The sequence below is a fragment of the Nocardia sp. CA-084685 genome (assembly GCF_050955785.1).
Taxonomy (GTDB): domain Bacteria; phylum Actinomycetota; class Actinomycetes; order Mycobacteriales; family Mycobacteriaceae; genus Nocardia.
Genome location: NZ_CP192094.1, coordinates 7,589,871 through 7,612,149 on the forward strand (window position 1 = coordinate 7,589,871; position 22,279 = coordinate 7,612,149).

Below are 22,279 nucleotides of genomic sequence, written 5' to 3' on the forward strand. Positions count from 1 at the left end.
GCGCGATGACGACATCAGGATTCTGTACCGACGAATTCGCCGGTGTGCGAAAAGAATTGGCCGATCAGATCGCCTCGGGTGCGGAGCTCGGGGCAGCGATCTGCGTGACCGTCGACGGCGAACCGGTCGTCGATATCTGGGGCGGGCACCGCGATCTCGAGCGGACCGTGCCGTGGACCGAGGACACCTTGGTCAATGTCTTCTCCATCAGCAAGACCATGACCGCGCTGTCGGCGCTGCTGCTGGTGGACCGCGGTGAGCTGGATGTGCAGCAGAAGGTGGCGCACTACTGGCCGGAGTTCGCCGCGAACGGCAAGGGCGATATCGAGATTCGTCATCTGCTCGGTCACACCTCCGGCGTCTCCGGTTGGGAGCGGCCGATCGAGCTGGCAGATATCTACGACACCGAGGCGGCGAGCGCGCGGCTCGCTACCCAGGCGCCGTGGTGGGAGCCGGGCACCGCATCGGGCTATCACGCACTGAACTACGGACATCTGGTCGGCGAGGTGATTCGTCGAATTACCGGCCGGACCCTTGGCGAGTTCTTCGCCGAGGAGCTGGCCGGACCGTTGAATGCCGATTTCCATATCGGCACCGCACCCGACAATCACCACCGCATCACACCGCTCGTCCCGCCCCCGCTGCTGCAATTCGATATGGCCGCGCTCGATCAGGACAGCATTCTGGTCAAGACGCTCACCAGTCCCCTGCTCGATATCCCGCAGGCCAATAGCGCCGCATGGCGCGAGGCCGAGATCGGAGCGGTGAACGGGCACGGCAATGCGCGTTCGGTGGCGGCGGTGCAGTCGCTGGTGGCCTGCGGTGGTGCGCTGCACGGGCGAAGGTTGTTGTCGGAGAAGACCATCGATCTGATCTTCGAACAGCAGTCCGACGGTGCGGATCTGGCACTGCTGCTGCCGCTGCGCTTCGGCCTCGGTTACGGGCTGCCGCAGTCGCAGACCGCCCCGGAGGTGCCCGACGGGAAGGTCTGCTGGTGGGCCGGATTCGGCGGTGCCATCGTGGTCAATGACCTCGATCATCGAGTCACCTTCGCCTACACCATGAACAAGATGGCTCCGGGAATCATCGGCTCCGATCGTGCGAATGCCTATCTGCGCGCCGTGTTTTCGGTGGTCCGTACATGATGCGGGCGTTGCAGCTCACCGAACCCGGTGTGCTCGAACTGCGCGAGGTCGCGGTGCCCACGATCGGGCCGACTGATCTGCTGCTGCGGGTCGGTGCGGCGGGTATCTGTCATTCCGATCTGCATGTGCTGCATATTCCGTTCAAGATGCGCGAAGAACCGCTGACGCTCGGGCACGAGGTGGCGGGCACCATCGAGGCGGTCGGCAGTGCGATCGAAGCTCGACTGGTCGGTGAGCGCGGCATCGTCTATCTGTGCTGGTCGTGCGGTGTCTGCAGAGAATGTGTGAGCGGCAATGAGAATGTGTGCCGCGCCGCCGGGCGCACCGCCATGCCGCCGTGCCCGGGACTCGGTCCGGACGGTGGGATGGCGGAGTACATCCGCATACCCGCCAGCTCTTTCGTGCCGATCGGGGAGCTGGATTTTCTGCAGGCCGCGCCGCTGGCCGACGCGGCGCTGTCGAGCTATCACGCCATCAACGGTGCACGCGAGCAGTTGTACCCCGGTGCTGTCGCGGTGGTTATCGGCATCGGTGGACTCGGCCATGTCGCGGTGCAGATCCTTACCGCGACCAGCGCGACGCACGTGATCGCCGTTGACGTGAGCGAGGACAAACTCGCGTTGGCCGCCCGCTGCGGTGCGGCCAAGGGCCTGCTCGCCGGTACCGATACCGCGCGCGAAATCCTGGACCGCACCGATGGCCGTGGTGCCGATGCGGTCTTCGACTTCGTCGGTGTCGATGCGACCGCCAGGCTGGCGGTGGAATCGGTCGCCCCCAATGGCGCATACCGCATGATCGGGCTCGGCGGTGGCGCACCGGAAATCACGGCCGGGCCGGCGGGTGGTCCGGGCTGGCCATGGGGCGCTTCGATTCGAAAGTCCTACGGCGGCACCAAATCCGACCTGATCAACTCCGTAGCCCTGGCCCAGTCGGGTCGGCTCACTGTCGAAACCGAACGCTTCGAACTGGCGGACGGCCGCGCAGCGCTCGACCGACTGGAGCGCGGACTCATTACCGGCCGCGCAGTACTAGTGCCCTGAACCCATGAGGAAGTGTCGATATGACAAAGCCCTTCGATCCACAGGCATTGGCCACTCAGGCCGTCGCGCGGCTGACCGGTCCCGGCGGGCCGTTCGAGATGACGGTCGAAGATGTGCTCGGCGCACCGATTCCGGTGCTCGAGGACCGGGTGCGCTCATTGCGCGAAGTGCTCGCGGCCTCGGTCGCCCTGGATGATCGCGACTACCTGGTCACCGAGGACCGGCGGATGTCCTATGCCGAGCACGTGGCCACCGTCGCAGCGTTGGCTCGTGCGCTGCGGGAGCGATACGGCGTCGAAAAGGGTGACCGAATCGGCATACTCGCCGCCAATACTCCCGAATGGGTGGTGACTTTCTGGGCGGCGCAGACGTTGGGTGCGATCGCGGTGGGGTACAACGCCTGGTGGATGCCGCGCGAAATCGCCTACGGTCTGGAGCACACCAGCCCGAAGGTCCTGATCGTCGATGCGAAACGCGCGGGTCAGGTGGCACAGTTGGATATTCGGATTCCCGTGCTCACCATGGAGACCGACCTGCCCGCCCTGATAGCCGAGTTCGGCGAGGGGGAGCTACCGGATACTCCGGTGGACGAGGACGATCCCGCGGTCATCCTCTACACCAGCGGCACCAGCGGCCGCCCCAAGGGCGCGGTGCATTCGCATCGAAACCTGGTGGCGGTCATCGACTATCACCGGTTCAACGACGCGCTCGCCGCCGCCTTCCAGGACGGCGTAGACGACGGCAGCCCGAAGGGCCGCCGCTTCCTGCTCACCTCCCCGCTGTTTCATATCGCCAGCCTGCACAATCTGGTGTTGCCGCGCATGGTGACCGGCGATACCGCCGTCATATACCAGGGAGCGTTCGATGCCGACCGGATACTGCGGCTGATCGAACGCGAGCGGATCAGCAATTGGGGTGCGATGCCGACCATGGCGAGTCGTTTACTCGAAGTGGATCTGTCGAAATACGATCTGACCTCACTGGCCGCCTTCTCGCTCAATTCGGCACCGTCCTCGGCCGCGCTGCAACAGCAACTGCGCGAACAACTTCCGGTCGCCAAAACCGCTCTGGTGACCAGCTACGGCATGACCGAATGCAGTACCGCGGCGACCATCGCCGCACCGGCCGAACTGGCCGCCTTTCCGGATACCGTCGGCCGCCCGGTGATCGGAGTCGACCTGCAGATCCGCGACGCGCTCGGCGAACCCGTCGGTGCGGGGGTCGAGGGTGAGATCTGGGTGCGCAGCCCCTATGTCATGCTCGGCTACTGGGCCGATGAGGCCGCGACCGCCGCGGCCATCACGCCCGAGCGCTGGTTGCGCACCGGCGATATCGGTGTCCTCGAGCAAGGCCGACTCCGATTGTCCGGCCGGCGTTCGGATCTCATTCTGCGCGGTGGCGAGAATGTCTATCCGACCGAGGTCGAGCAGTGTCTGGACGAGCATCCCGCGGTGCGCGAATCCGCCGTCGTCGGGGTGCCCGATGCCGATCTCGGCCAGGTGGTCGCGGCCCTGGTTGTGGTCGAGAACACTTCCGCCACAACCGAACAGGATTTGGCCGACTTCGCGAAACAGCGCATCGCGTATTACAAGGTGCCCGCTCGGTGGCGGATCACCACGACTCCCCTGACCCGCAATGCGACCGGCAAGGTTGTGCGGGCCGGAATCGCCGAAGCCCTGTCCACCGCGGAGTGAAGCCATGTACGACACGATCATCAGAGGCGGACGGTGGTTCGACGGCACCGGCTCGCCGTCGGCCATCCGTCACCTCGGAATCCGGGCAGGTTCTCTAGCCGCGGTTTCGGCCGAACCCCTCGACGAGACCGACTGCCCACACGTCATCGATGCCGCCGGGAAATGGGTGATTCCCGGCATGATCGATATCCACACCCACTACGACGTCGAGGTGCTGCAGAGTCCGGCGCTGACCGAATCCATCCGGCACGGCATCACCACCGTGTTGCTCGGATCGTGCTCATTGTCGACGGTGCATGTCGACGCATCGGACGCCGGCGACCTGTTCGGCAGGGTGGAGGCCATTCCACGCAAACATGTGATCGCGGCAATGACCGAAATCAAGTCCTGGACTTCGGCGCACGAATATGTCGAGGCACTCGAGGCGCTGCCGCTCGGACCCAACCTGGCCGCCTTCATCGGGCATTCCGATATCCGGGCAGCGGAGATGGGATTGGATCGCGCCACCCGCAAGGAGGTTCGGCCTACCGACGCCGAATTGACCGCCATGGCAGCGAAACTCGATGAGGCATTGAACGCGGGCTTCGTCGGCATGTCCTCCCAACAGCTGCTATTCGACAAGCTCGACGGTGAGGTCTGCCGGTCACGCACGCTGCCCTCGACCTACGCGACCACCCGCGAACGCCGCAGGCTCAACGCGATCCTGCGGCGTCGCGGCCGGGTGCTGCAGGGTGGTCCGGATGTGGCCCGGCCGCAGAGTCTGGTCGCGATGGCGGCGAGCAGCCTCGGCATCTTCCGCAAACCCCTCAAGGTCAGCCTGCTGTCGGCGGCCGATATCAAGGCCATTCCCGCTGTCGCCCAGATCTTTCCGCTTATCGCGCGGGTGCTCAATCGGCTGGGCGGCGACTTCCGCTGGCAGCATCTGCCGGTGCCGTTCGAGGTCTACTCCGATGGTATCGATCTGCCGGTATTCGAGGAATTCGGTTCGGGCGCTGCCGCATTGCACCTGTCCGACCAGTTGGAGCAGCGCCGGGAACTACTGCGTGACGAAAGTTACCGACGCCGATTCCGCAAGGACTACGACAAGAAGTTCGGGCCGCGGGTGTGGCATCGCGATTTCTTCGACGCCGAAATCGTGGAGTGTCCGGATGCTTCGGTGATCGGCAAGACCTTCGGTCAGGTCGGGCAGGATCGCGGTGGCCTGCATCCGGTGGACGCGTTCCTGGACCTGGTCGTCGAATATGGTGGCAAGGTGCGTTGGCACACAACGATTTCCAATTACCGGCCGCAGGTGCTGGATAAATTCGCCGCCGACCCCGGTGTGCAACTCGGCTTCTCGGATGCGGGCGCGCACCTGCGGAATATGGCCTTCTACAATTTCGGGCTGCGGTTTCTACGGCGGGTGTACGACGCCGAGCGCGCGGGGCATCCGTTCCTGTCCCTCGAACGTGCGGTACACCGCATTACCGGCGAACTGGCCGACTGGTACGGCATCGACGCCGGCCATCTGCGTCCGGGTGACCGCGCCGATCTGGTCGTCATCGATCCCGCCCAGCTGGACGAGACCGTGGAGGGGTACGCCGAAGCACCGATCGCGGTATTCGATAATCTGTCGCGCATGGTCAATCGCAATGACGCCACGGTGGTCGCGGTGCTCGTCGGCGGGGAGTACGTCTTCGGCGCGGGCGTGGCGGCACCGGCGCTCGGTGCACGCCGCACCGGACGCTTCCTCCGGGCGAACTCCCGACCTCGCCCGACCATCCGCTAGCAATTCGCTTCGTCGCCGGATCCGTGCTACGTCAAGCGTTACTGGCGAACACAGGTGTTCGCCTATCCGCTCGCAAGAGGTGGCGTGGCGATCTTCGCCCATCGCGGTCGGGATCGGGTCTATGACCGCGTCAGCAGTGGCCTGGGGGCGCCGGACTCCTGCTGGCGCCGGTGGCCAGCAGGTTGGAGCTGCCGGATGCGGTCATCTCCCGAATCGTGGCTGATCAGCTCGGCGAAAGCGGGCGGCTGCGCACACTGCGACACTCACCGCGCGGCTCATGGCGCTCTGGGGCGATAAGGGCCGGTTGCAGGCGCTGCACGGCTTGGCGCAGGACTCCCGACCTATGCCGACCTATGTTCAACCCCACGATCTGCACCATCTTGGGCAAGCAGAATCGCATCCTGTCCGCCCGCGCCGGGCCCGCCCGGATGCGACACTGCATCGGCACACTCGAATTCAGCTCACGGATTGCGGCCATCTGCCTATGGTGGAGAATCCAGAGACCGTAACGAACATCATCACCACCTTTCTGTCCAGTCCGCAGGTACGGCCGTTCGGCGCGACAGAACACCCGGTCACACCCCGATTCAGGTGTTGATCTTGTTGTTTGACGGCGCCGAACGCGGTTACCCGGACCTCAGCCATCGAGGAAAGGGACGTCATGTTGCTACGCCGATTTGCCCGACCACTGCTGGCGACCGCGTTCGTCGCCGATGGGGTCGACGCGCTGGTCCACCCCGAGCCACGCACCCAAGCGGCATCGACCCTGGTCCAGCAGGGTCAGCAATCGCTGCCCGACAATATCGCCGCGAAACTGCCAGCGGATCCGGGGACGGTCGTGCGGATCAATGCGATCACCCAGGTCTCCGCGGGCGTGCTGCTTGCCCTCGGCAAGTTTCCGCGCCTGGCCTCGCTCACCCTGGCCGCGACCGTGATTCCCGCGACGCTCACCGAACAGGATTTCTGGGCGGAGAAGGATCCGGAACGCAAGGCGGCCAAGCGCAACGCCTTCCTCAAGGATGTGAGTCTGCTCGGCGGTTTGATGATCGCCAGCGCGGATACCGAGGGCAGGCCTTCGCTCGGCTGGCGTGGTCGACGCGCCGCGAGCAATGCCACGGCAGCCGTTTCGGCCGCATTGCCGTTCACCGCAACGGATTCGGCGACGAGCGAGAGCTTGCGACGGCACGCGGTCGATGCCGCCGCGCGGGCCCGCGAACTCGGCGATGTCGCGGCGACGCGGGTCGCGACGGCCGCGCAGGAGCGCGGGTCCGATATCGCGGATACGGTCAAGGAGCACGGTCCGGAATGGGCCGAGTTGGCCAAGGAACGCAGTGCGAAGTGGGCCGAGAAGGCCGCCGAACTCGCCGAGCTCGCCAGGGAACGCGGCCCTGAAATCGCCGCGACAGCGCGCGAGCGAGGTGCGCATTTCGCCGAAGTAGCTCAGCACCGCGGTGCCGAACTCGCCGAGCTCGCCAAGGAGCGCGGACCCGAACTCGCCTCGACCGCACGCGAACGCGGCGCCGAACTCTCGGAGAAAACCCAGAAACGTAGTGCGCGCTTGGCGGAGAAGGCCCAGCACCGCGGCATCGAGCTCGCCGAGCTCGCCAAGGAGCGCGGACCCGAACTCGCCTCGACCGCGCGCAAGCGCGGCGCCGAACTCTCGGGGAAAGCACAGAAGCGCGGTGCGCGCTTGACCGCGAAGGCCGAGCGACGTGCCAAGAAGGCCCAGCCGCGGGTGGACAGGGCGCTGCGCAAGCTCGATAAAGCTCAGGACCGGGCGGCGCTTGCACAGGAACGGATTGCGAAGGCCCGTGCCCGCGTGGAGGCGCGGCGCGGCTGAATTCGCGCGAACCCTACACCGGGGCAGCACATCCCGGTGTAGGGCCCGCGAGTGCCGCGGCCAATGAAGTAACGCGGCAGAAGTTCGCGGAAAGTCCGGTGAGCTCAATGGCCCGATCGACACAGCGCACCGTGGTGATCAAAACCATTCGGCGATCGGCCTTTTCGGCGGCCGCCTGCGCCTCGACCAGGATCGTCAGCCCGGCCGCGGCGAAGAAGGTGACCGGGGACAAGTCGATGACCATGATCGATCCCTGAGAACGGAAGGCGCGCAACAACTTATCCCGTAGTCGCGGCGCGGTCGACAAATCGACCTCGCCCGCCACAACTACCAGCGTGACATCACCACGCGGATGGCTCACCGTGAATTGGATGATCCGAGCTCCGGGCACGGTCGAAATATCAACGCGCTCACCGTGTTCGGTTTTGTCACGGTCAGCGGGTCTACCTGCCGGATAAGCGAAATGGGTCGACATGCGCTGGCTCCTGCGGTCCGGTCGGACCTATCTCACCAGTCAAGCAGGATCGGCTGGGTCTGTACAGGGATCCCGCGCGCCACACGGTAACGGATACGAAAAATCACCGGGAACCATGGCGTGATGCCGTACGACTAAGTGTTCATGCAGCATACAGCGGTGCGGATGCGCCCTACCGAAACCGGCGATCGTATCGAAAGATCCCGCCCATGAAACGTAGCGCTGTGCTGGCCTTGACCGTCGGCGCCATCACCGTCGCCGGATGTTCGACCACGGTCACCGAATCCGCGTCCACCGCACCCGCCGCAGCGACCGACGGCGGCACGAAATATCCCGTCAGCGTGGAGAACTGCGACAAGAGCTATACGTTCACCGAAGCACCGAAGCGGGTTGTGGTGATGAACGGCGGCTCCGTCGGCGAGATTTCGTCGCTCGTCGCTCTCGGCGTCGCGGACCGCGTCATCGCCAATGCGCAGTCCTACGGCTTCTCCGATGTGTCCGGCCGCGCCGAAGCCATCGCTGCCCTGCCGACCGGTGGCATCACGCCGAACAACCTGCAGGACATCCCTCGCGAGGCCATGCTCGCCCAGCATCCCGATCTCGTCATCTCCACCGGAGGTGGCGGCTTCTCCGCCGATCAGGGTTTCGCCACTCGTGCCGAGTTGTCCGGTGCGGGAGCCAATACTTATGTTCCCCGAACCAATTGCGCTCCGACCGGTGCCGTCTCCGGCATGCCGACCGTCGAGGACAGCTACGCTATGCTGCGCGATTTCGGCACGATCTTCGATGTGCCCGGTCGCGCCGAGAAGCTCATCGAAGACATCAAGCGCAAAATCGCCGAGACATCCGCGCGGGTGGCGAGCCAGCCGAAGAAGAATGTGCTACTCATCTTCCCGGATATGGGTATGGGCGATGGGGGCGACTTTTCGGCCATCGCGGCAGGCGGCATCTGGAACGACGTAATCGAAAAGGCCGGTGCGGTGAATCCGTTCAACCGAACGGACGGAACCACTTTCGTGACGATCAGCAAGGAAATGCTCGCCATCACCCCGATCGACGGGCTCATCGTGGTCAACTACCGCAATCGCGATATCGATGGCGCGGCCAGGCGGATCCTCGAGCAGTTTCCGCAGTGGAACGCGAGCAAGAACAGCGACTACACGGTGCTCTCGGATTCGATCTACCTCGGACCGAGCAATAACATCGCCGTGGACAAGATCGCCAGACTCGTACACCCCCAACAGTTCTCATGACCAACACGCTTCGACGACGGCGGTTGTCGGCGACCACGCCCCTGCCGTTCACAATTGCCGTTTCGCTGGCGATCCTGTTGGTGGTCATGCTGGTATCCATCGGCGCGGGATCGGTCGCAGTCTCGATTGCCGATACGTTGCGGGTCATATTCGCCCACTTGTCGGGTGGGACACCGAATGTCGGGTTCACCGTCGACCAGATCATCTGGAACTATCGCCTCCCCCGGGTCATTCTCGCCGCGCTCTGCGGCTGCGGCTTGGCGATTTCGGGCGTGATTCTGCAAGCGCTGGTGAACAATCCGCTGGTCGATCCGTATGTGCTCGGATTGTCATCGGGCGCCGCACTCGGCGCGGTGACCGTAATCGTCACCGCAGGTGCGGCACTCGGCGGCATCGGCGTCTCGACCGCGGCCTTCATGGGCGCAATCGGTACCGCCGCAGTGGTTTTCGCTCTCGGACAGCGGCGCGGCACGCTGGCACCGACCCGTCTGGTGCTGGCCGGCGTCGCCGTCGGATATCTCCTGCTGGCGGCGACGAACTACCTCCAACTACGTGCGACACCGAATGAGCTTCGTGCGGTGATGTTCTGGACCATGGGCAGTGTCTCCGGCGCGAGTTGGTCCCGACTCGGACCGGTCACGCTGGTGGTCCTCATGGTCGTCGCCGTCGTGCTGGCCTTCGGTCGTCGCCTCAATGTGCTCGGCACCGGCGACGAACAGGCCACCGCGCTGGGCGTCGACGTCCGGACTACCCGAATCATCCTGTTGGTACTGGCCTCCCTGCTGACCGGCGTGCTCATCGCGGTGGCGGGCGGAATCGGCTTCGTGGGCTTGATGATTCCGCATCTGATACGGCTGGCCTTCGGCATGGATCACCGTCGGGTGCTACCGCTGGCGGCACTGCTCGGCGCGGCATATCTCGTCCTGGTCGACCTGCTGTCGCGAACCATCAACGCTCCCAACGAACTTCCCCTCGGCATCTTCACCGCCGCCTTCGGTGCACCGTTCTTCCTTTGGCTACTCCGCCACGAGGGAGGTCCGGCGTGACCGGGCAGCCCGCCCATGCGCCGGGCACCCCGCACACTGGGCCTCCGGTCGAGTCACAGGGTACCCAGATGGCCGAGTTGTCGGTGGTGGGGGTGACGGTTGGATTCGGGGGTGCGCGAGTGCTCGATGCGGTGACGTTGCATGCGCCGCCCGGGGCGCTCGTGGGGGTGGTGGGGCCGAATGGGAGCGGTAAGACGACCTTGTTGCGGACCATTTATCGGACGCTGCGACCGGAGGGGGGCGTGGTGCTCGTCGACGGCACCGATATCAGTTCGCTGTCGGTGCGCGCGGCGGCACGCACTACCGCGGCCGTACTGCAAAATGGTTCGGGCGCGACGGAATTGACGGTCGCCGAGCTGATCTGGCTCGGCCGCAATCCGCATCACGCGCTGTTCAGCCGGGACACCGTCGCCGATCATGCGGCGGTCACGGATGCCATGGCGCGCACAGATGTCACCGACTATGCCGAGCGCCCGATCGGCTCACTATCGGGTGGTGAGCGTCAGCGGGTGCTGCTCGCCCGGGCGCTCGCACAGCAACCGCGCCTGCTGGTCCTGGACGAACTGACCAACCACCTCGACGTGCGCACTCGATTCGAACTACTCGACCTGGTCCGCTCGACCGGTATCACCACGCTTGCGGTACTGCACGAATTGGATCTCGCGGTGCGCTGCTGTGATCAGCTGGTCGTGCTCGATCACGGCAAGGTCGTCGCGACGGGTGCCGTGCTCGAGGTCATGACGCCCGAACTGCTGCGGAAAGTATTCGGTGTCAATGCCACTGCCGAGGTGCACGAGGACGGCATCGTCCGATTGCATTACGCCGCACAGCCTCTGGCTGCCAGCTGAACAACGCTCCTGCGGGATTCGCGTACTCAGCGGAAGGCGGAATCTGCCGTTCGCGGGCGCTCACCGTCGATCTGATTGCGTTACATCGCAATACCTCGACCTCCAACTGCCCGCGAGGTCCGAAAGCTGCCGCCTTACTCGGGATTCGCGCACCGCCGATGGCGCGGAGCAGAGCAGGATGCGACGCTGCAGGTTCAGCCGTTGGCGCGGCGCTTACCGCCGAAGCGCGTTGCGGCAATGAGCTCTTCGCGAGCACGCGCCACCCGCGAACGCACCGTGCCCACCGGACACCCACACACCGCCGCGGCCTCGGCATACGACAAACCGAGCACCTGCGTCAGCACCAGCGCCTCCCGACGCTCCACGGACAGATCCTCGAGCAACAGCTTCAGCTCCACGATGTCGGCGAGCCCATCGCGCCGCGCCGCCTGACGGTCCGCCGCGGCAACCCAATCGACGCCCTGCGCAATGCTCGGCCGGGCCACGGCCATTCGCACCTGATCTACGACGACACGGCGCGCGATGGACAGCAACCAGGTCCGGGCGGTGGAACGACCCTCGAAGCGTTTGATGCTGCCCAGCGCACGCAGATAGGTCTCCTGGGTCAGATCATCGGCACGCGACAGCTCGGTGAGATGGGCCAACAATCGCCAGACATCCTTCTGGGTACTCCGGATAAAAGCTTCCAGAGCTCGTCGATCCCCACGCGCCGCCGCTAGTGCCAGCTGAGTCGTCTCGTCATCCTCGGCGGGCGTCGGCATGGGCTCGACAATAACCCCTGCGCGCCCTCGGGAACTTTGCGGTGCTGGCGGACGACAATCTGTACGTGGAGTGCAAGGTTTGCCGGACCGCACTGTCGGCCCGGATCGATGGCGAACGCGAAACCGCGCCTGCGGCGCGTGTCGACGAACACCTGGAACAGTGCGCGCAGTGCTGTTCCTGGTACGCGGCCGCCGTGGAGACCTCGCGCCTGCTGCGCGGCGGTTCGGCGTACGCACCCGATCTCACCGATGCCATATTCGCGGCCGCCGATCTGGAGCGTCCGCGCGGATCGATGTGGCGGACATTACTTTCCGAGGTGAAGTGGCTCAGGCTGCTGCTCGGTCTGCTCGGGGTCGTGCAGTGTGTGCTGGCGATCGGCCAGTTCGCCGGATTCGACTTCGGCATGACGCATCACCACGACGCTGAAATGACTCAGCACCTGATGAACGAGTCGACGGCATGGAGCCTGGCGATCGGCATCGGATTTATCTACTGCGCGCTGCGGCCGTACGCCACCTCCGGTGTGCTGCCGGTACTGGGCGTGCTGGTGGCAACGCTCACCGCCTTTGTCATCGGTGATCTGTATTCGGGGGTCGTGCCGATCTCCCGGGTGCTCTCGCACGGCATTCTGGTCGCCGCGTTGGTGCTGGTCGCGGTGGTGCATCGCACCCGCCGACCGGAAACCTCGCCGCCGACACGGACTAGCAATCCCGCGGCCACTGAACTCGTCCTGCCACCCGGCGCCCGATTCGGCCGCCGCACCGGGCATCTCCGCTCTACCCAAGATCCTGCCGCCTGACACCGAACGGAATTGAATGAACACAGCAACGCGGGCGGCGGTCGGCCCAGATCTCAGCACTGGTCCGGAACGCGAAACCACCCGCATTTCGCTCGCGGTATCCGGAATGACCTGTGCCGCTTGCGCGAACCGAGTGGAACGCAAGCTCAATAAGGTCGAGGGCGTACTGGCCTCGGTGAACTATGCGACCGGCGTCGCCACCGTCGATGCGGCCGAGGACATCTCCGCCGACCAGCTCTGCGCCGAGGTGGTCGCGGCGGGTTACGGCGCGCAGCCGATCACCGATAGCACCGGACCCGTCTCCTGTGCCCCCGAGGAGGCGGCAGTCCGGGATCTGTTCCGCCGCTTGGTCGTCGCACTACTGCTGTTCTTCCCCCTCGCCGATCTGTCGGTGATGTTCGCGATGGTCCCGGCCACCCGGATCACCGGCTGGCAGATCATCCTGACCGTGCTGGCGCTGCCCGTAGTGGTGTGGGCAGCCGCGCCATTCCACCGAAAGGCCCTGGTGGGCGCGAAGAATTTTACGGCGAGTATGGACACACTGGTTTCCGTCGGCGTAACGACCGCGACGCTGTGGTCGCTCGACACCATGTTCCTGCATGCGGAGCGAACCGAAATCCCGAACGGCGTATGGGACGCGTTCTGGTCCGGTGATGCGATCTACCTCGAAGCCGCGGCGGGTGTCACCACATTCGTGCTCGCCGGGCGGTATTTCGAGGCGAAGGCCAAGCGTTCGGCGGGCAGTGCGCTGCGTGCGCTCGCCGCACTCGGCGCGCGCGAGGTCACGGTGCTGACCCGCGACAATCGCGAGATGCGGGTCCCCATCGGTGCACTCGTCGAGGGACAGCGGTTCGTGGTTCGCCCCGGTGAGACCATCGCCACCGACGGCTTGGTGGTTTCCGGCGAGTCGAGTGTGGATGCCAGCGCGATGACCGGCGAATCCATTCTGGTCGAGGTGACCGAGGGGATGGCCGTCATCGGTGGCACTACCGCGCTCACCGGTCGGCTTGTCGTGGCGGCGGCCGCGGTGGGCGCGGATACGAAGCTGTCCGGCATGATCCGGTTGGTCGAGCAGGCACAGACCGGGAAGGCGCGCATGCAGCGCGTCGCCGATCGGGTCTCCTCGGTCTTCGTGCCGTTCGTCTTCGCGGTGGCGGCAGGCACTTTCGCGACCTGGTGGCTGCTCGGTTCCGGTGTGGACCGGGCCGCCTCGTCCGCCCTCGCCGTGCTCGTGGTCGCGTGTCCGTGTGCGTTGGGGCTGGCGATTCCGACGGCGCTGATGGTGGCATCCGGGCGCGGAGCCCAGCTCGGCATTTTCATCAAGGGACACCAGGCGCTCGAAGCCACCCGCGATGTGGACACCGTGGTGTTGGACAAGACCGGCACGGTCACCAACGGCGTGATGAGCGTGGTCGCGGTGACCGTCACGGATTCGGTGACCGAGGACGAGGTGTTGCGATTGGTGGGTGCGGTGGAGGCGGCCTCCGAACACGCTGTGGCCGCGGCCATCACCCGGCACGCCAGGACCTTGCTCGACGACCTGCCGGAGGTCGAATCCTTCACGGCACTGCCGGGTTTGGGCGCACGCGGTGCAGTCGTGGGTCGCGAGGTAATGGTCGGTCGTCTCCGCCTACTGAACGACCACGGTATCGATGTCCCGCAGACGCTGAGTCGTGCTGTGCGCCAGGAGGAACGCGCGGGGCGCACCGTAGTGCTCGTGGTAGTCGACGGTGCGGCCTGCGCGGTGATCGCGGTCGCCGATACGGTGAAGGACACCGCCGCCGATGCCATCGCCCGACTGCACGCGCTCGGGCTGCGCATCATGATGTTCACCGGTGACAACGCCTATGCCGCACAGTCGGTCGCGGATGAGATCGGCATCGATGAGGTTGTCGCCGAACTGCTTCCGGAGGGCAAGGTCGAACTCATCACCCGCATGCAGGAGCAGGGCCGCCGCGTCGTCATGGTCGGCGACGGCATCAATGACGGCGCCGCGCTGGCCACCGCCGACCTCGGCATGGCCATCGGGACGGGTACCGATGTCGCGATCGCGGCCGCCGATGTCATCCTGGTCCGCGACGATCTCGCCGCCGTTGCCGATGCCATCGAACTCGCCCATGCCACCCTGCGCACCATCAAGGGAAATCTCGTGTGGGCCTTCGGTTATAACGTGGTCGCCATCCCGGTGGCGGTGCTCGGCCTGCTGAATCCGTTGATCGCCGGTGCGGCCATGGCGTTTTCGTCGTTCTTCGTTGTCTCCAACAGTCTGCGCCTGCGGCGGGTGCGGTTCGCGCGCTGAATCAACGGCGCGACTGCGCCAATTTCTCCAGCATGGCATTGTAGGCGGCGAGTTCGGAGTCGCCGTACTCGTCATCCTTGCGATCGGAACGCACCGCGGTGCGCCGATCCTGGGCCACCCACTGTGTCAGCAGCGCACCGACCACAAGCAGGATCGGGATTTCGCCGGAGACCCAGGCAATGCCGCCGCCGACTCGCTGATCGGCCATCAGGTCCATATGCCAGGACAATTGGAGTTGTTCGTAGAAACGCTCGCCGATAATGGTATTCATCGACATCACCGCGACGCCGAAGAAGGCATGAAACGGCATGATGGCGAACAACATACCTAGCCGACCCAGATGCGGCAGGCGGCGCGGACCCGCGTCGATGCCGATAATGGCCCAGTAGAACAGATAGCCGATGATCAGGAAGTGCACGTTCATCAAGACGTGGCCCCAGTGATAACGGATCAGGTTCTGGAACAGCGGCGTGAAGTACAGGCCGTAGAGCGAGAACACGAACGCCGCGATCGCGGTGCCGGGATGGGCAAGTATCGCGGTCGGGCGGGAATGCAACATCCACAGAACCCATTCGCGCACACCGGGAACCGCGTCCTTGGGCGCGGCGGGAACGGTACGCAGCAACAGGGTCACCGGCGCGCCGAGTACCAGCAGCACTGGTACGAACATATTGAGCGCCATATGCGTGATCATGTGCATGCTGAACATGGCGTAGCCGTACGCGCCGATCCCCGACGACGTCGAAATCAACAGGGCGACACAGCCGCTGGTCCACGACAGCGTGCGCCATGGCGACCAGGTATCCCCGCGCCGCCGCAGGCGCAGTACGCCGACGGCGTACAGCGCGATACCGGTGAGAGCTGCGGTACCGAGGACGATATCGAAGCGCCACATGGTCATCAGTCGCCAGACGTCGGCCCGCCCCGGCAGATCGAAGCCGAGGAACACCTCCTGCGCGGTGAATGAGCGGTCGGCGAAGGCGGGCGCCGGTTGGACGGCCATCGACACCAGAGCAGCCGTCGCGACTATGGAAAGCGCGCCGGTTCCTGAGATCAGAACGCTCGAAACATCTTCGGCAGCAATCCTTCTCAGCATGATCCCGATTGCGACGGCCGACCCGACGACCACCAGGGCGAGCCGACCGTAGTCCGTGCTGACCAGCGCCGACAACGGCAATAGGACGGCACCGAGCACCAACCCGCTGAGCGTGGCCGCGGTAAGACACAACTGCCCGATGCGCCCGTACCGCCGGACCGCGGCCTGGGAACGGTTCCGCCGTAACTGCGCCGCCACACACCAGGCCAGACCCGGCAGCACCGAGACCGCCGGTTGGAAGATGATCATCGCGCCGGTGGCGAAGTCGTGATTCGGACCCTCCCCCGCATTGCCGACCATTGCGGGCGGCAGCACCGCGACAAATGCGAGCACAGTCGGCACGACCAGTCCGGTCCACGCCAATGTCATCCGCGTAGCCAGCGCGACCACACCGGCCAGCACCGAGACCACAATCCATGCCTTCGGCTGCTCGCTCGCATCGATCAGCGCGCCGACCGCACCCCGCTCCAGCGCGACACCAATCGACAACCCACCAACATTCGCCGCACTCACCGGTATCAGGACCAGCGCCGAGCCGAGCCACACCAGACTCGCCCGCTCCGCCACCCGGACCCCGGCATAGCCGTCCACATCGACCCGACCGCGCGCGGTAACAACGGTGCAGCACAGCGCGTAAATCAATGCGCCGAATGTGAACGCACCCGCCAGGGCGGCGACCACCCGCAGCACGATATAGAACACGACATCCGGGAACCCGGGATACGCGGTGCCCGCCGACCGGTAGGGCATATCACCGGCCGCGCGCGCAGCGAGCAGCACGAGCGCGCCGGCGGCGAGCGCCGCGATCAGCCACACGAGGTGATCGGAGCGCTTGACCTGCACGTTTTCCACCAATCCTCGATTGCCAAAGATCCGCGACGGCCATGGAAGTGCCAGCCCTCGCACACAGGTCGGCCGCTGCCCGCCGCTGGTTCCCGGTCCGCGACGGGCATGATGCACATCACATGGCAGGCGTCACAGCCGGACGGCGACGGGGTTCATGGCGCCGAAGGTATCCGAGCGCGCACCGCAACCGGTGCAGGAATCGCACGCCCATGGCGAAGAAGCAGTGGATGCGGAAATAGCAGGTGTCGCACCAGAGCACATCCCACCGTGGTCGCAGCCGGAGTCATACCGTGGCAGCAGACAAGTCGGCGGCAATGGCGCAAAGCACGCATGTCGCAGATCGAAGAGGCGCATAATCCGGACAAGGCTGATCAGCGATCGGAAGGTGGCGACGGCCGTGGTTACGACCGAACTCGAAGTTGCGCGGCCCTATCCGCAGCGGGTCGGGCCGAAGGGCTCCTATTTCTGGAAAATGCTCACGACCACCGATCCGAAGGTCCTCGGGGTCATGTATCTGACCAGCGCGATGACCTACTTCTTCATCGGTGGTCTCATCGCGCTGCTGATGCGCGGTGAGTTGGCACGCCCCGGTATGCAGTTCCTGTCACCCGAGCAGTTCAACCAGCTGTTCACCATGCACGGCACGATCATGCTGCTGTTCTACGCGACGCCGATCCTGTTCGGTTTCGCCAACTGCGTGCTGCCGCTGCAGATCGGCGCGCCGGATGTGGCGTTCCCCCGGCTCAATGCCCTCAGTTACTGGCTGTACCTGTTCGGCGCGACCATCGCCACGGCGGGCTTCGTCACGCCCGGCGGCGCCGCCGACTTCGGGTGGACCGGCTACACCCCGCTGAGCACCATCGAGCACGCGCCGGGAGCGGGCGCGGATCTGTGGATCCTGGGTCTGGCGGTCTCCGGTGTCGGCACCATCCTCGGCGGCGTCAATATGATCACCACCGTGGTCTGCCTGCGAGCTCCCGGTATGACCATGTTCCGGATGCCGATCTTCACCTGGAACATCCTGGTCACCAGCATCCTGATCCTGCTTGCCTTCCCGATTCTGACCGCGGCTCTGATGGCGCTGGCCTACGACCGCCACCTCGGCGGGCATATCTACGACGCCGGCACCGGCGGCGTCGTGCTGTGGCAGCACCTGTTCTGGTTCTTCGGCCACCCCGAGGTGTACATCGTCGCGCTGCCGTTCTTCGGCATAGTCACCGAGATCTTCCCGGTATTCAGTCGCAAGCCGCTATTCGGTTACACCACATTGGTCTACGCGACGCTGGCCATAGGCGCGCTATCGGTCGCGGTGTGGGCGCACCACATGTACGCCACCGGCGCGGTGCTGTTGCCGTACTTCTCGTTCATGACCTTCCTGATCGCCGTCCCGACCGGTGTGAAGTTCTTCAACTGGATCGGCACCATGTGGCGCGGCCAGCTCACCTTCGAGACGCCGATGCTGTTCTCCCTCGGCTTCCTGGCCACCTTCCTCTTCGGCGGCCTGTCCGGCGTCATCCTGGCCAGCCCGCCCCTGGACTTCCACGTCACCGACTCGTACTTCGTCGTCGCGCACTTCCACTACGTGTTGTTCGGCACCATCGTGTTCGCGACATTCGCGGGGATCTATTTCTGGTTCCCGAAGATGACCGGCCGCATGCTGGACGAGCGCCTGGGCAAGTGGCACTTCTGGACCACCTTCATCGGCTTCCACACCACCTTCCTGGTGCAGCACTGGTTGGGCGCCGAGGGTATGCCGCGCCGCTACGCCGACTACCTGCCCGGTGACGGGTTCACCACGCTGAACACCATTTCCACCATCGGTGCCTTCATCCTGGGCGCGTCGATGCTGCCGTTCATCTGGAATGTGTTCAAGAGCTACCGTTACGGCGAGGTCGTCACGGTGGATGATCCGTGGGGTTACGGCAACTCACTGGAGTGGGCCACCACCTGCCCGCCGCCGCGGCACAACTTCTACGAACTGCCGCGCATCCGTTCCGAGCGTCCCGCTTTCGAACTGCACTACCCACACATGGCCGATCGGATGCGGGCCGAATTGCACGTCGGTTGGGGCTCGGGCGCCAAACACGCCGCCGCGGTCGCGGAACGGGAACCGGCGGACGCTTCGGAGGCTTGATTACCGCGCCGGGGCGGGTAGTGCGTCACGTGCCGAACGTCGCAGCGCAACGGCGGCCGCACCGAATAATGCGAGCGTCAGCCAGATGTATCCGTTGTGGAGGAAGGTCGCGAGGTGGCTTCCCGCGGGATAGTCGTAGATGCTGCTCATGGTCGGGTCGAAGAAGGCGATCACACCTCCGGATGCGACCACCACTGCGATGAGCAGCCCGATCGATGTGACCGCATCGCGTCTGCGCAAGGCCAGGTCTGCCAGATAGACCAGCAGGGGTGCCAGCCAGACCCAGTGGTGAACCCAGCTGTACGGGGACACCGCGGTGGTGGTGAGTCCGACCAGCACCACCGCGGGCAGTTCGTATCCGGTCAGCGACAGCCGACGTGCCAGATAAAGGCATACCGCTGCAATGACGAAAGCGCCTGCCAGCCAGAGCAATTGGTGCACACCCTGGACACCGATGGTGCGTGCGAGCAGACCGCGCAATGATTCGTTGCGCGGATTCTCCGGCACACCGACGCGCTTGGGGTCGGCGAACGCACCGCTCCAGAAGGTCAGCGAGTCCTTGGGCATGGCCGCGAGACCGACGAGTACGGTCGCCGCGAATACACCGATGGCCGTAACGGCCGCCCGATACCTGCGGGTCACCAGCAGATAGACCACAAAGAAGGCGGGGGTGAGTTTGATGCCTGCTGCGATCCCGGTCAGCACGCCCTTCCAGCGCGAGGAATCGGGCAACGCCATATCGGCGAGCACCAGCATCAACAGGAAGATATTGATCTGACCGAAGGCCATGGTCTCGCGCACCGGCTCGCACCACATCAGCAGTCCAGCGATCGGCACGCCGATCAACACCAACCGCAGGTCGCGACGGTAGCCGAGCATCGAAAGCGCCGCCAACACCGACGCGGTGAGCATGGCGAAGTTGCCGAAGGCACCGACGTAGGTGAAGACGTCACCGTGCAGATCGACCAGCGGCACGAACAGCAGCGCGGCGAACGGCGTGTAGACGAACTCCCAGACGCCTCGAGTGTGCCCCAGCAGCGGTGTGTCATAGATGGAGGCGCCGTCGACCACGCGGTGCCCGGCGATCTGATAGACGCTCAGATCCATCAGATGCATCATGACCTGCATCGTTTCCCGCACCTGGTGGATGTAATACACACCGGCGACCGTCCCGAGGATCGAGATCACCCAGCACGCCGCGGCGGGAATGGTGCGGCGTTCGGGCTCTGGCGGTGCCGCGGTTGGCGGCGCCGTGGTCTCGATCGTCGATACAGGCACGCTCATCTCCCAGCGATCGGGGTCCGGACTCGCCGACCCACGGTAGTGGCACCGCGCGTGCGACGCACACCGCTCGGTAGGACCGGTATGGTCCTCGGATGCCTGCTGGCTCCCCATCGCGGATGTACGACGGACGGCCCGTCGCCGCCCGCCGTGCGCGACGGCGGGAGCAATTTCTGGCCGCCGGAGTCGAGGTATTCGGGGAGAGCGGCTACCAGAACAGCTCGATTACCGCGCTGTGCCGGGCGGCCGGATTGGCGCGCAGCCAGTTCTATGAGCATTTCGGCAACCGCGAGGATCTGTTGATCGCGGTGTACGACCGGATCCAGACCGAGGCCAGGCAGGCGGTCACCGCCGCCATGGCGGCAACGGGTGACGCGGTCGGCTTGGCGCAGGCGGCGGTGCGGGCTTACGCGGAATCGATCGGACGTGACCCGCGCCTGGCCCGGATCGCGCATGTCGAGGTCGTCGGGGTCGGTGAACGCGTCGAGCAGCGCAGGCTGGAGCAGCGGGCGCTGTGGATGGACTTCTTCGAGGACCAGATGCGTCGAACGCTCGGACCCGATTTCGAGCCGCCAGGTGGCTTCCACACCGCCGTGATCGGATACTTCGGCGCACTACTCGCGCTGGTACACCAGTGGAGCACCGGTGACGAGCAGACCGACCTCGCCGGGATCACCGAGGTGCTTACCCGATTCCTGATCAGCCTGATGACATCGTAGATTCAGCGCCGCGACCGGATATTCTCGCGCACCGCGGCGACATCCGGATAGCCGTTCACCGCCATGAGCAGATCCGCCTCCGCCAGGATCATCCGCAATACGTGCACCAGACCCGAAACCCCGCCCAGCGCAAGGCCGTACACATACGGACGGCCGATGCCGACCATCGTCGCACCCAGTCCGAGCGCCTTGATCACATCGGTGCCCGACCGCACGCCGGAGTCGAAAAGCACCGGCACCCGGTCGGCGACGGCTTCGACCACGCCGGGCAGCGTCTCCAGTGCGCTCAGACCGCCATTGGCTTGGCGCCCACCGTGATTCGAGCAGTAGATGCCGTCGATGCCCGCATCGATCGCGCGGCGCGCGTCATCGGGATGGCAAATGCCCTTGAGGACGATCGGCAACTCGGTCAGCGACCGAAGCCACTCGAGATCGTTCCAGGTCAGCGAATTGCCGAAGGTCTGCACCCAGTGCAGCACGATGGACTGTGGATCGTCCGAGCCGACCATCTTCTGGAAAACAGGATCGCAGGTGTAGTTCTTCAGCACGTGCCCGCGCAACTGTGGAAAGTTCCCGCTCGACAGGTCACGTGGCCGCCAGCCCGGAATCCAGGTGTCCAACGTGACCGTGATGCCGCGATATCCGGCCGCCTCGGCCCGGCTCACCAGACTCGCCGCCAGGTCGCGATTCTTCGGTGTGTACAGCTGGAAGAAGCTCGGCGTCGCACCCGCGTGCGCGATGACCTGCTCCAGCGGATCCGCCATGAGCGTCGAGAAGACCGCTGGCACACCGGTTTTCGCCGCCGCCTCGGCGACCGCGAAATCACCGTGCTTATCGCCGACCAAGCCGATCACACCGACCGGGGACATGAAGATCGGGCTGGGAAAGGTGAGCCCCCAGGCGTGTACCGACAGATCGCGCTCGGTCGCACCGACGAGCATCCGCGGCACTACACCCCAGTCCTCGAATGCCTCGACGTTGCGCCGCTGGGTCAACTCGTCGCCGGCTCCGCCCGCGATGTAGGAGTGCAGCGTTGCCGGCAGTGCGGCCGAGCCCTTTGCCTCGAGCGTCGCGAAATCCATCGGGAACTCGGGCACATGCCCGCCGAGGGCGGCGAAGTAGATCTCGTTCTGATAGTCGCCGAACGCCACTGTTCTGCCCTTCGGTAGGGGTCGATCGGAGGGGTGGCCTCCGCTTGCCGGGATATTAGACGCTAATGTCCATGATCAACGCC

17 protein-coding genes are annotated in these 22,279 nt (G+C 65.2%); 12 read left to right on the forward strand and 5 right to left on the reverse strand.

The features are described from left to right. Positions 1-5 precede the first annotated feature (5 nt). The 5 genes from ACQP2U_RS33820 (at position 6) to ACQP2U_RS33840 (ending at position 7,487) form a co-directional block, all read left to right on the forward strand. On the forward strand, positions 6-1,145 hold the full coding sequence (locus ACQP2U_RS33820) for a serine hydrolase domain-containing protein (protein ID WP_433711203.1): 1,140 nt from the start codon (positions 6-8) through the stop codon (positions 1,143-1,145). Next, on the forward strand, positions 1,145-2,185 hold the full coding sequence (locus tag ACQP2U_RS33825; protein ID WP_433716663.1) for an NAD(P)-dependent alcohol dehydrogenase: 1,041 nt from the start codon (positions 1,145-1,147) through the stop codon (positions 2,183-2,185). The genes ACQP2U_RS33820 and ACQP2U_RS33825 overlap by 1 nt, the downstream gene beginning before the upstream one ends. A gap of 20 nt (positions 2,186-2,205) precedes the next feature. Continuing rightward, complete coding sequence (locus ACQP2U_RS33830; protein ID WP_433711204.1) at positions 2,206-3,879, forward strand: class I adenylate-forming enzyme family protein; 1,674 nt, start codon at positions 2,206-2,208, stop codon at positions 3,877-3,879. Positions 3,880-3,883: 4 nt separating this feature from the next. After that, positions 3,884-5,647: an N-acyl-D-amino-acid deacylase family protein gene (locus ACQP2U_RS33835; protein ID WP_433711205.1), complete on the forward strand. Its 1,764-nt coding sequence runs from the start codon at positions 3,884-3,886 to the stop codon at positions 5,645-5,647. Between the two features lie 661 nt (positions 5,648-6,308). Then, entirely contained in the window at positions 6,309-7,487 is a 1,179-nt protein-coding gene (locus ACQP2U_RS33840) for a DoxX family membrane protein (protein ID WP_433711206.1), read from the forward strand. A gap of 13 nt (positions 7,488-7,500) precedes the next feature. Here ACQP2U_RS33840 and ACQP2U_RS33845 read toward each other — a convergent pair whose 3' ends face one another. Continuing rightward, on the reverse strand, positions 7,501-7,962 hold the full coding sequence (locus ACQP2U_RS33845) for an STAS domain-containing protein (RefSeq protein WP_433711207.1): 462 nt from the start codon (positions 7,960-7,962) through the stop codon (positions 7,501-7,503). Between the two features lie 209 nt (positions 7,963-8,171). Here ACQP2U_RS33845 and ACQP2U_RS33850 point away from each other — a divergent pair, with 209 nt between their 5' ends. From ACQP2U_RS33850 to ACQP2U_RS33860, 3 genes are read left to right on the forward strand one after another with little or no spacing between them, the layout of a single operon-like run. Beyond that, complete coding sequence (locus ACQP2U_RS33850) at positions 8,172-9,215, forward strand: ABC transporter substrate-binding protein (protein ID WP_433711209.1); 1,044 nt, start codon at positions 8,172-8,174, stop codon at positions 9,213-9,215. Then, positions 9,212-10,261 carry a FecCD family ABC transporter permease gene (locus ACQP2U_RS33855; protein ID WP_433711210.1) on the forward strand — a complete coding sequence of 350 codons (1,050 nt, stop codon included), beginning with the start codon at positions 9,212-9,214 and terminating at the stop codon, positions 10,259-10,261. Before ACQP2U_RS33850 ends, ACQP2U_RS33855 begins: the two co-directional genes overlap by 4 nt. Beyond that, complete coding sequence (locus tag ACQP2U_RS33860) at positions 10,258-11,109, forward strand: ABC transporter ATP-binding protein (protein ID WP_433711211.1); 852 nt, start codon at positions 10,258-10,260, stop codon at positions 11,107-11,109. Before ACQP2U_RS33855 ends, ACQP2U_RS33860 begins: the two co-directional genes overlap by 4 nt. Before the next feature lie 194 nt (positions 11,110-11,303). Here ACQP2U_RS33860 and sigC read toward each other — a convergent pair whose 3' ends face one another. Beyond that, positions 11,304-11,870 (reverse strand): RNA polymerase sigma factor SigC, encoded by a 567-nt coding sequence (gene sigC, locus ACQP2U_RS33865; protein ID WP_433711212.1) that lies wholly within the window; start codon positions 11,868-11,870, stop codon positions 11,304-11,306. Between the two features lie 65 nt (positions 11,871-11,935). Between sigC and ACQP2U_RS33870 the strand changes: the two genes are divergently transcribed. Both ACQP2U_RS33870 and ACQP2U_RS33875 read left to right on the forward strand, forming a co-directional pair. Then, complete coding sequence (locus tag ACQP2U_RS33870; RefSeq protein ID WP_433711213.1) at positions 11,936-12,670, forward strand: zf-HC2 domain-containing protein; 735 nt, start codon at positions 11,936-11,938, stop codon at positions 12,668-12,670. A 16-nt stretch (positions 12,671-12,686) separates the two neighbouring features. Then, positions 12,687-14,969, forward strand: coding sequence for a heavy metal translocating P-type ATPase (locus ACQP2U_RS33875; RefSeq protein ID WP_433711214.1), 2,283 nt, complete (start codon positions 12,687-12,689; stop codon positions 14,967-14,969). 1 nt (position 14,970) lies between these two features. Here ACQP2U_RS33875 and ACQP2U_RS33880 read toward each other — a convergent pair whose 3' ends face one another. After that, positions 14,971-16,917: a cytochrome c oxidase assembly protein gene (locus tag ACQP2U_RS33880; RefSeq protein WP_433711215.1), complete on the reverse strand. Its 1,947-nt coding sequence runs from the start codon at positions 16,915-16,917 to the stop codon at positions 14,971-14,973. A 391-nt stretch (positions 16,918-17,308) separates the two neighbouring features. On the opposite strand from ACQP2U_RS33880, the gene ctaD reads away from it, so the two are divergent. Further along, entirely contained in the window at positions 17,309-19,045 is a 1,737-nt protein-coding gene (gene ctaD / locus ACQP2U_RS33885; protein ID WP_433711216.1) for an aa3-type cytochrome oxidase subunit I, read from the forward strand. Here ctaD and ACQP2U_RS33890 read toward each other — a convergent pair whose 3' ends face one another. Continuing rightward, positions 19,046-20,329, reverse strand: coding sequence for a glycosyltransferase 87 family protein (locus ACQP2U_RS33890; protein ID WP_433711218.1), 1,284 nt, complete (start codon positions 20,327-20,329; stop codon positions 19,046-19,048). Between the two features lie 92 nt (positions 20,330-20,421). On the opposite strand from ACQP2U_RS33890, the gene ACQP2U_RS33895 reads away from it, so the two are divergent. After that, positions 20,422-21,045 carry a TetR/AcrR family transcriptional regulator gene (locus tag ACQP2U_RS33895; RefSeq protein ID WP_433711219.1) on the forward strand — a complete coding sequence of 208 codons (624 nt, stop codon included), beginning with the start codon at positions 20,422-20,424 and terminating at the stop codon, positions 21,043-21,045. 2 nt (positions 21,046-21,047) lie between these two features. Here ACQP2U_RS33895 and ACQP2U_RS33900 read toward each other — a convergent pair whose 3' ends face one another. Beyond that, positions 21,048-22,196: an alpha-hydroxy-acid oxidizing protein gene (locus ACQP2U_RS33900; protein WP_433711220.1), complete on the reverse strand. Its 1,149-nt coding sequence runs from the start codon at positions 22,194-22,196 to the stop codon at positions 21,048-21,050. Positions 22,197-22,279: the final 83 nt, after the last annotated feature.

Excerpts from the sequence above, each read along its gene's own strand:
- ACQP2U_RS33820 (WP_433711203.1), top strand. The coding sequence starts at position 6 with ATGACGACATCAGGATTCTGTACCGACGAATTCGCCGGTGTGCGAAAA.
- ACQP2U_RS33825 (WP_433716663.1), top strand. The coding sequence starts at position 1,145 with ATGCGGGCGTTGCAGCTCACCGAACCCGGTGTGCTCGAACTGCGCGAG.
- ACQP2U_RS33830 (WP_433711204.1), top strand. The coding sequence starts at position 2,206 with ATGACAAAGCCCTTCGATCCACAGGCATTGGCCACTCAGGCCGTCGCG.
- ACQP2U_RS33835 (WP_433711205.1), top strand. The coding sequence starts at position 3,884 with ATGTACGACACGATCATCAGAGGCGGACGGTGGTTCGACGGCACCGGC.
- ACQP2U_RS33840 (WP_433711206.1), top strand. The coding sequence starts at position 6,309 with ATGTTGCTACGCCGATTTGCCCGACCACTGCTGGCGACCGCGTTCGTC.
- ACQP2U_RS33845 (WP_433711207.1), bottom strand. The coding sequence starts at position 7,962 with ATGTCGACCCATTTCGCTTATCCGGCAGGTAGACCCGCTGACCGTGAC.
- ACQP2U_RS33850 (WP_433711209.1), top strand. The coding sequence starts at position 8,172 with ATGAAACGTAGCGCTGTGCTGGCCTTGACCGTCGGCGCCATCACCGTC.
- ACQP2U_RS33855 (WP_433711210.1), top strand. The coding sequence starts at position 9,212 with ATGACCAACACGCTTCGACGACGGCGGTTGTCGGCGACCACGCCCCTG.
- sigC (WP_433711212.1), bottom strand. The coding sequence starts at position 11,870 with ATGCCGACGCCCGCCGAGGATGACGAGACGACTCAGCTGGCACTAGCG.
- ACQP2U_RS33875 (WP_433711214.1), top strand. The coding sequence starts at position 12,687 with ATGAACACAGCAACGCGGGCGGCGGTCGGCCCAGATCTCAGCACTGGT.
- ACQP2U_RS33890 (WP_433711218.1), bottom strand. The coding sequence starts at position 20,329 with ATGAGCGTGCCTGTATCGACGATCGAGACCACGGCGCCGCCAACCGCG.
- ACQP2U_RS33895 (WP_433711219.1), top strand. The coding sequence starts at position 20,422 with ATGCCTGCTGGCTCCCCATCGCGGATGTACGACGGACGGCCCGTCGCC.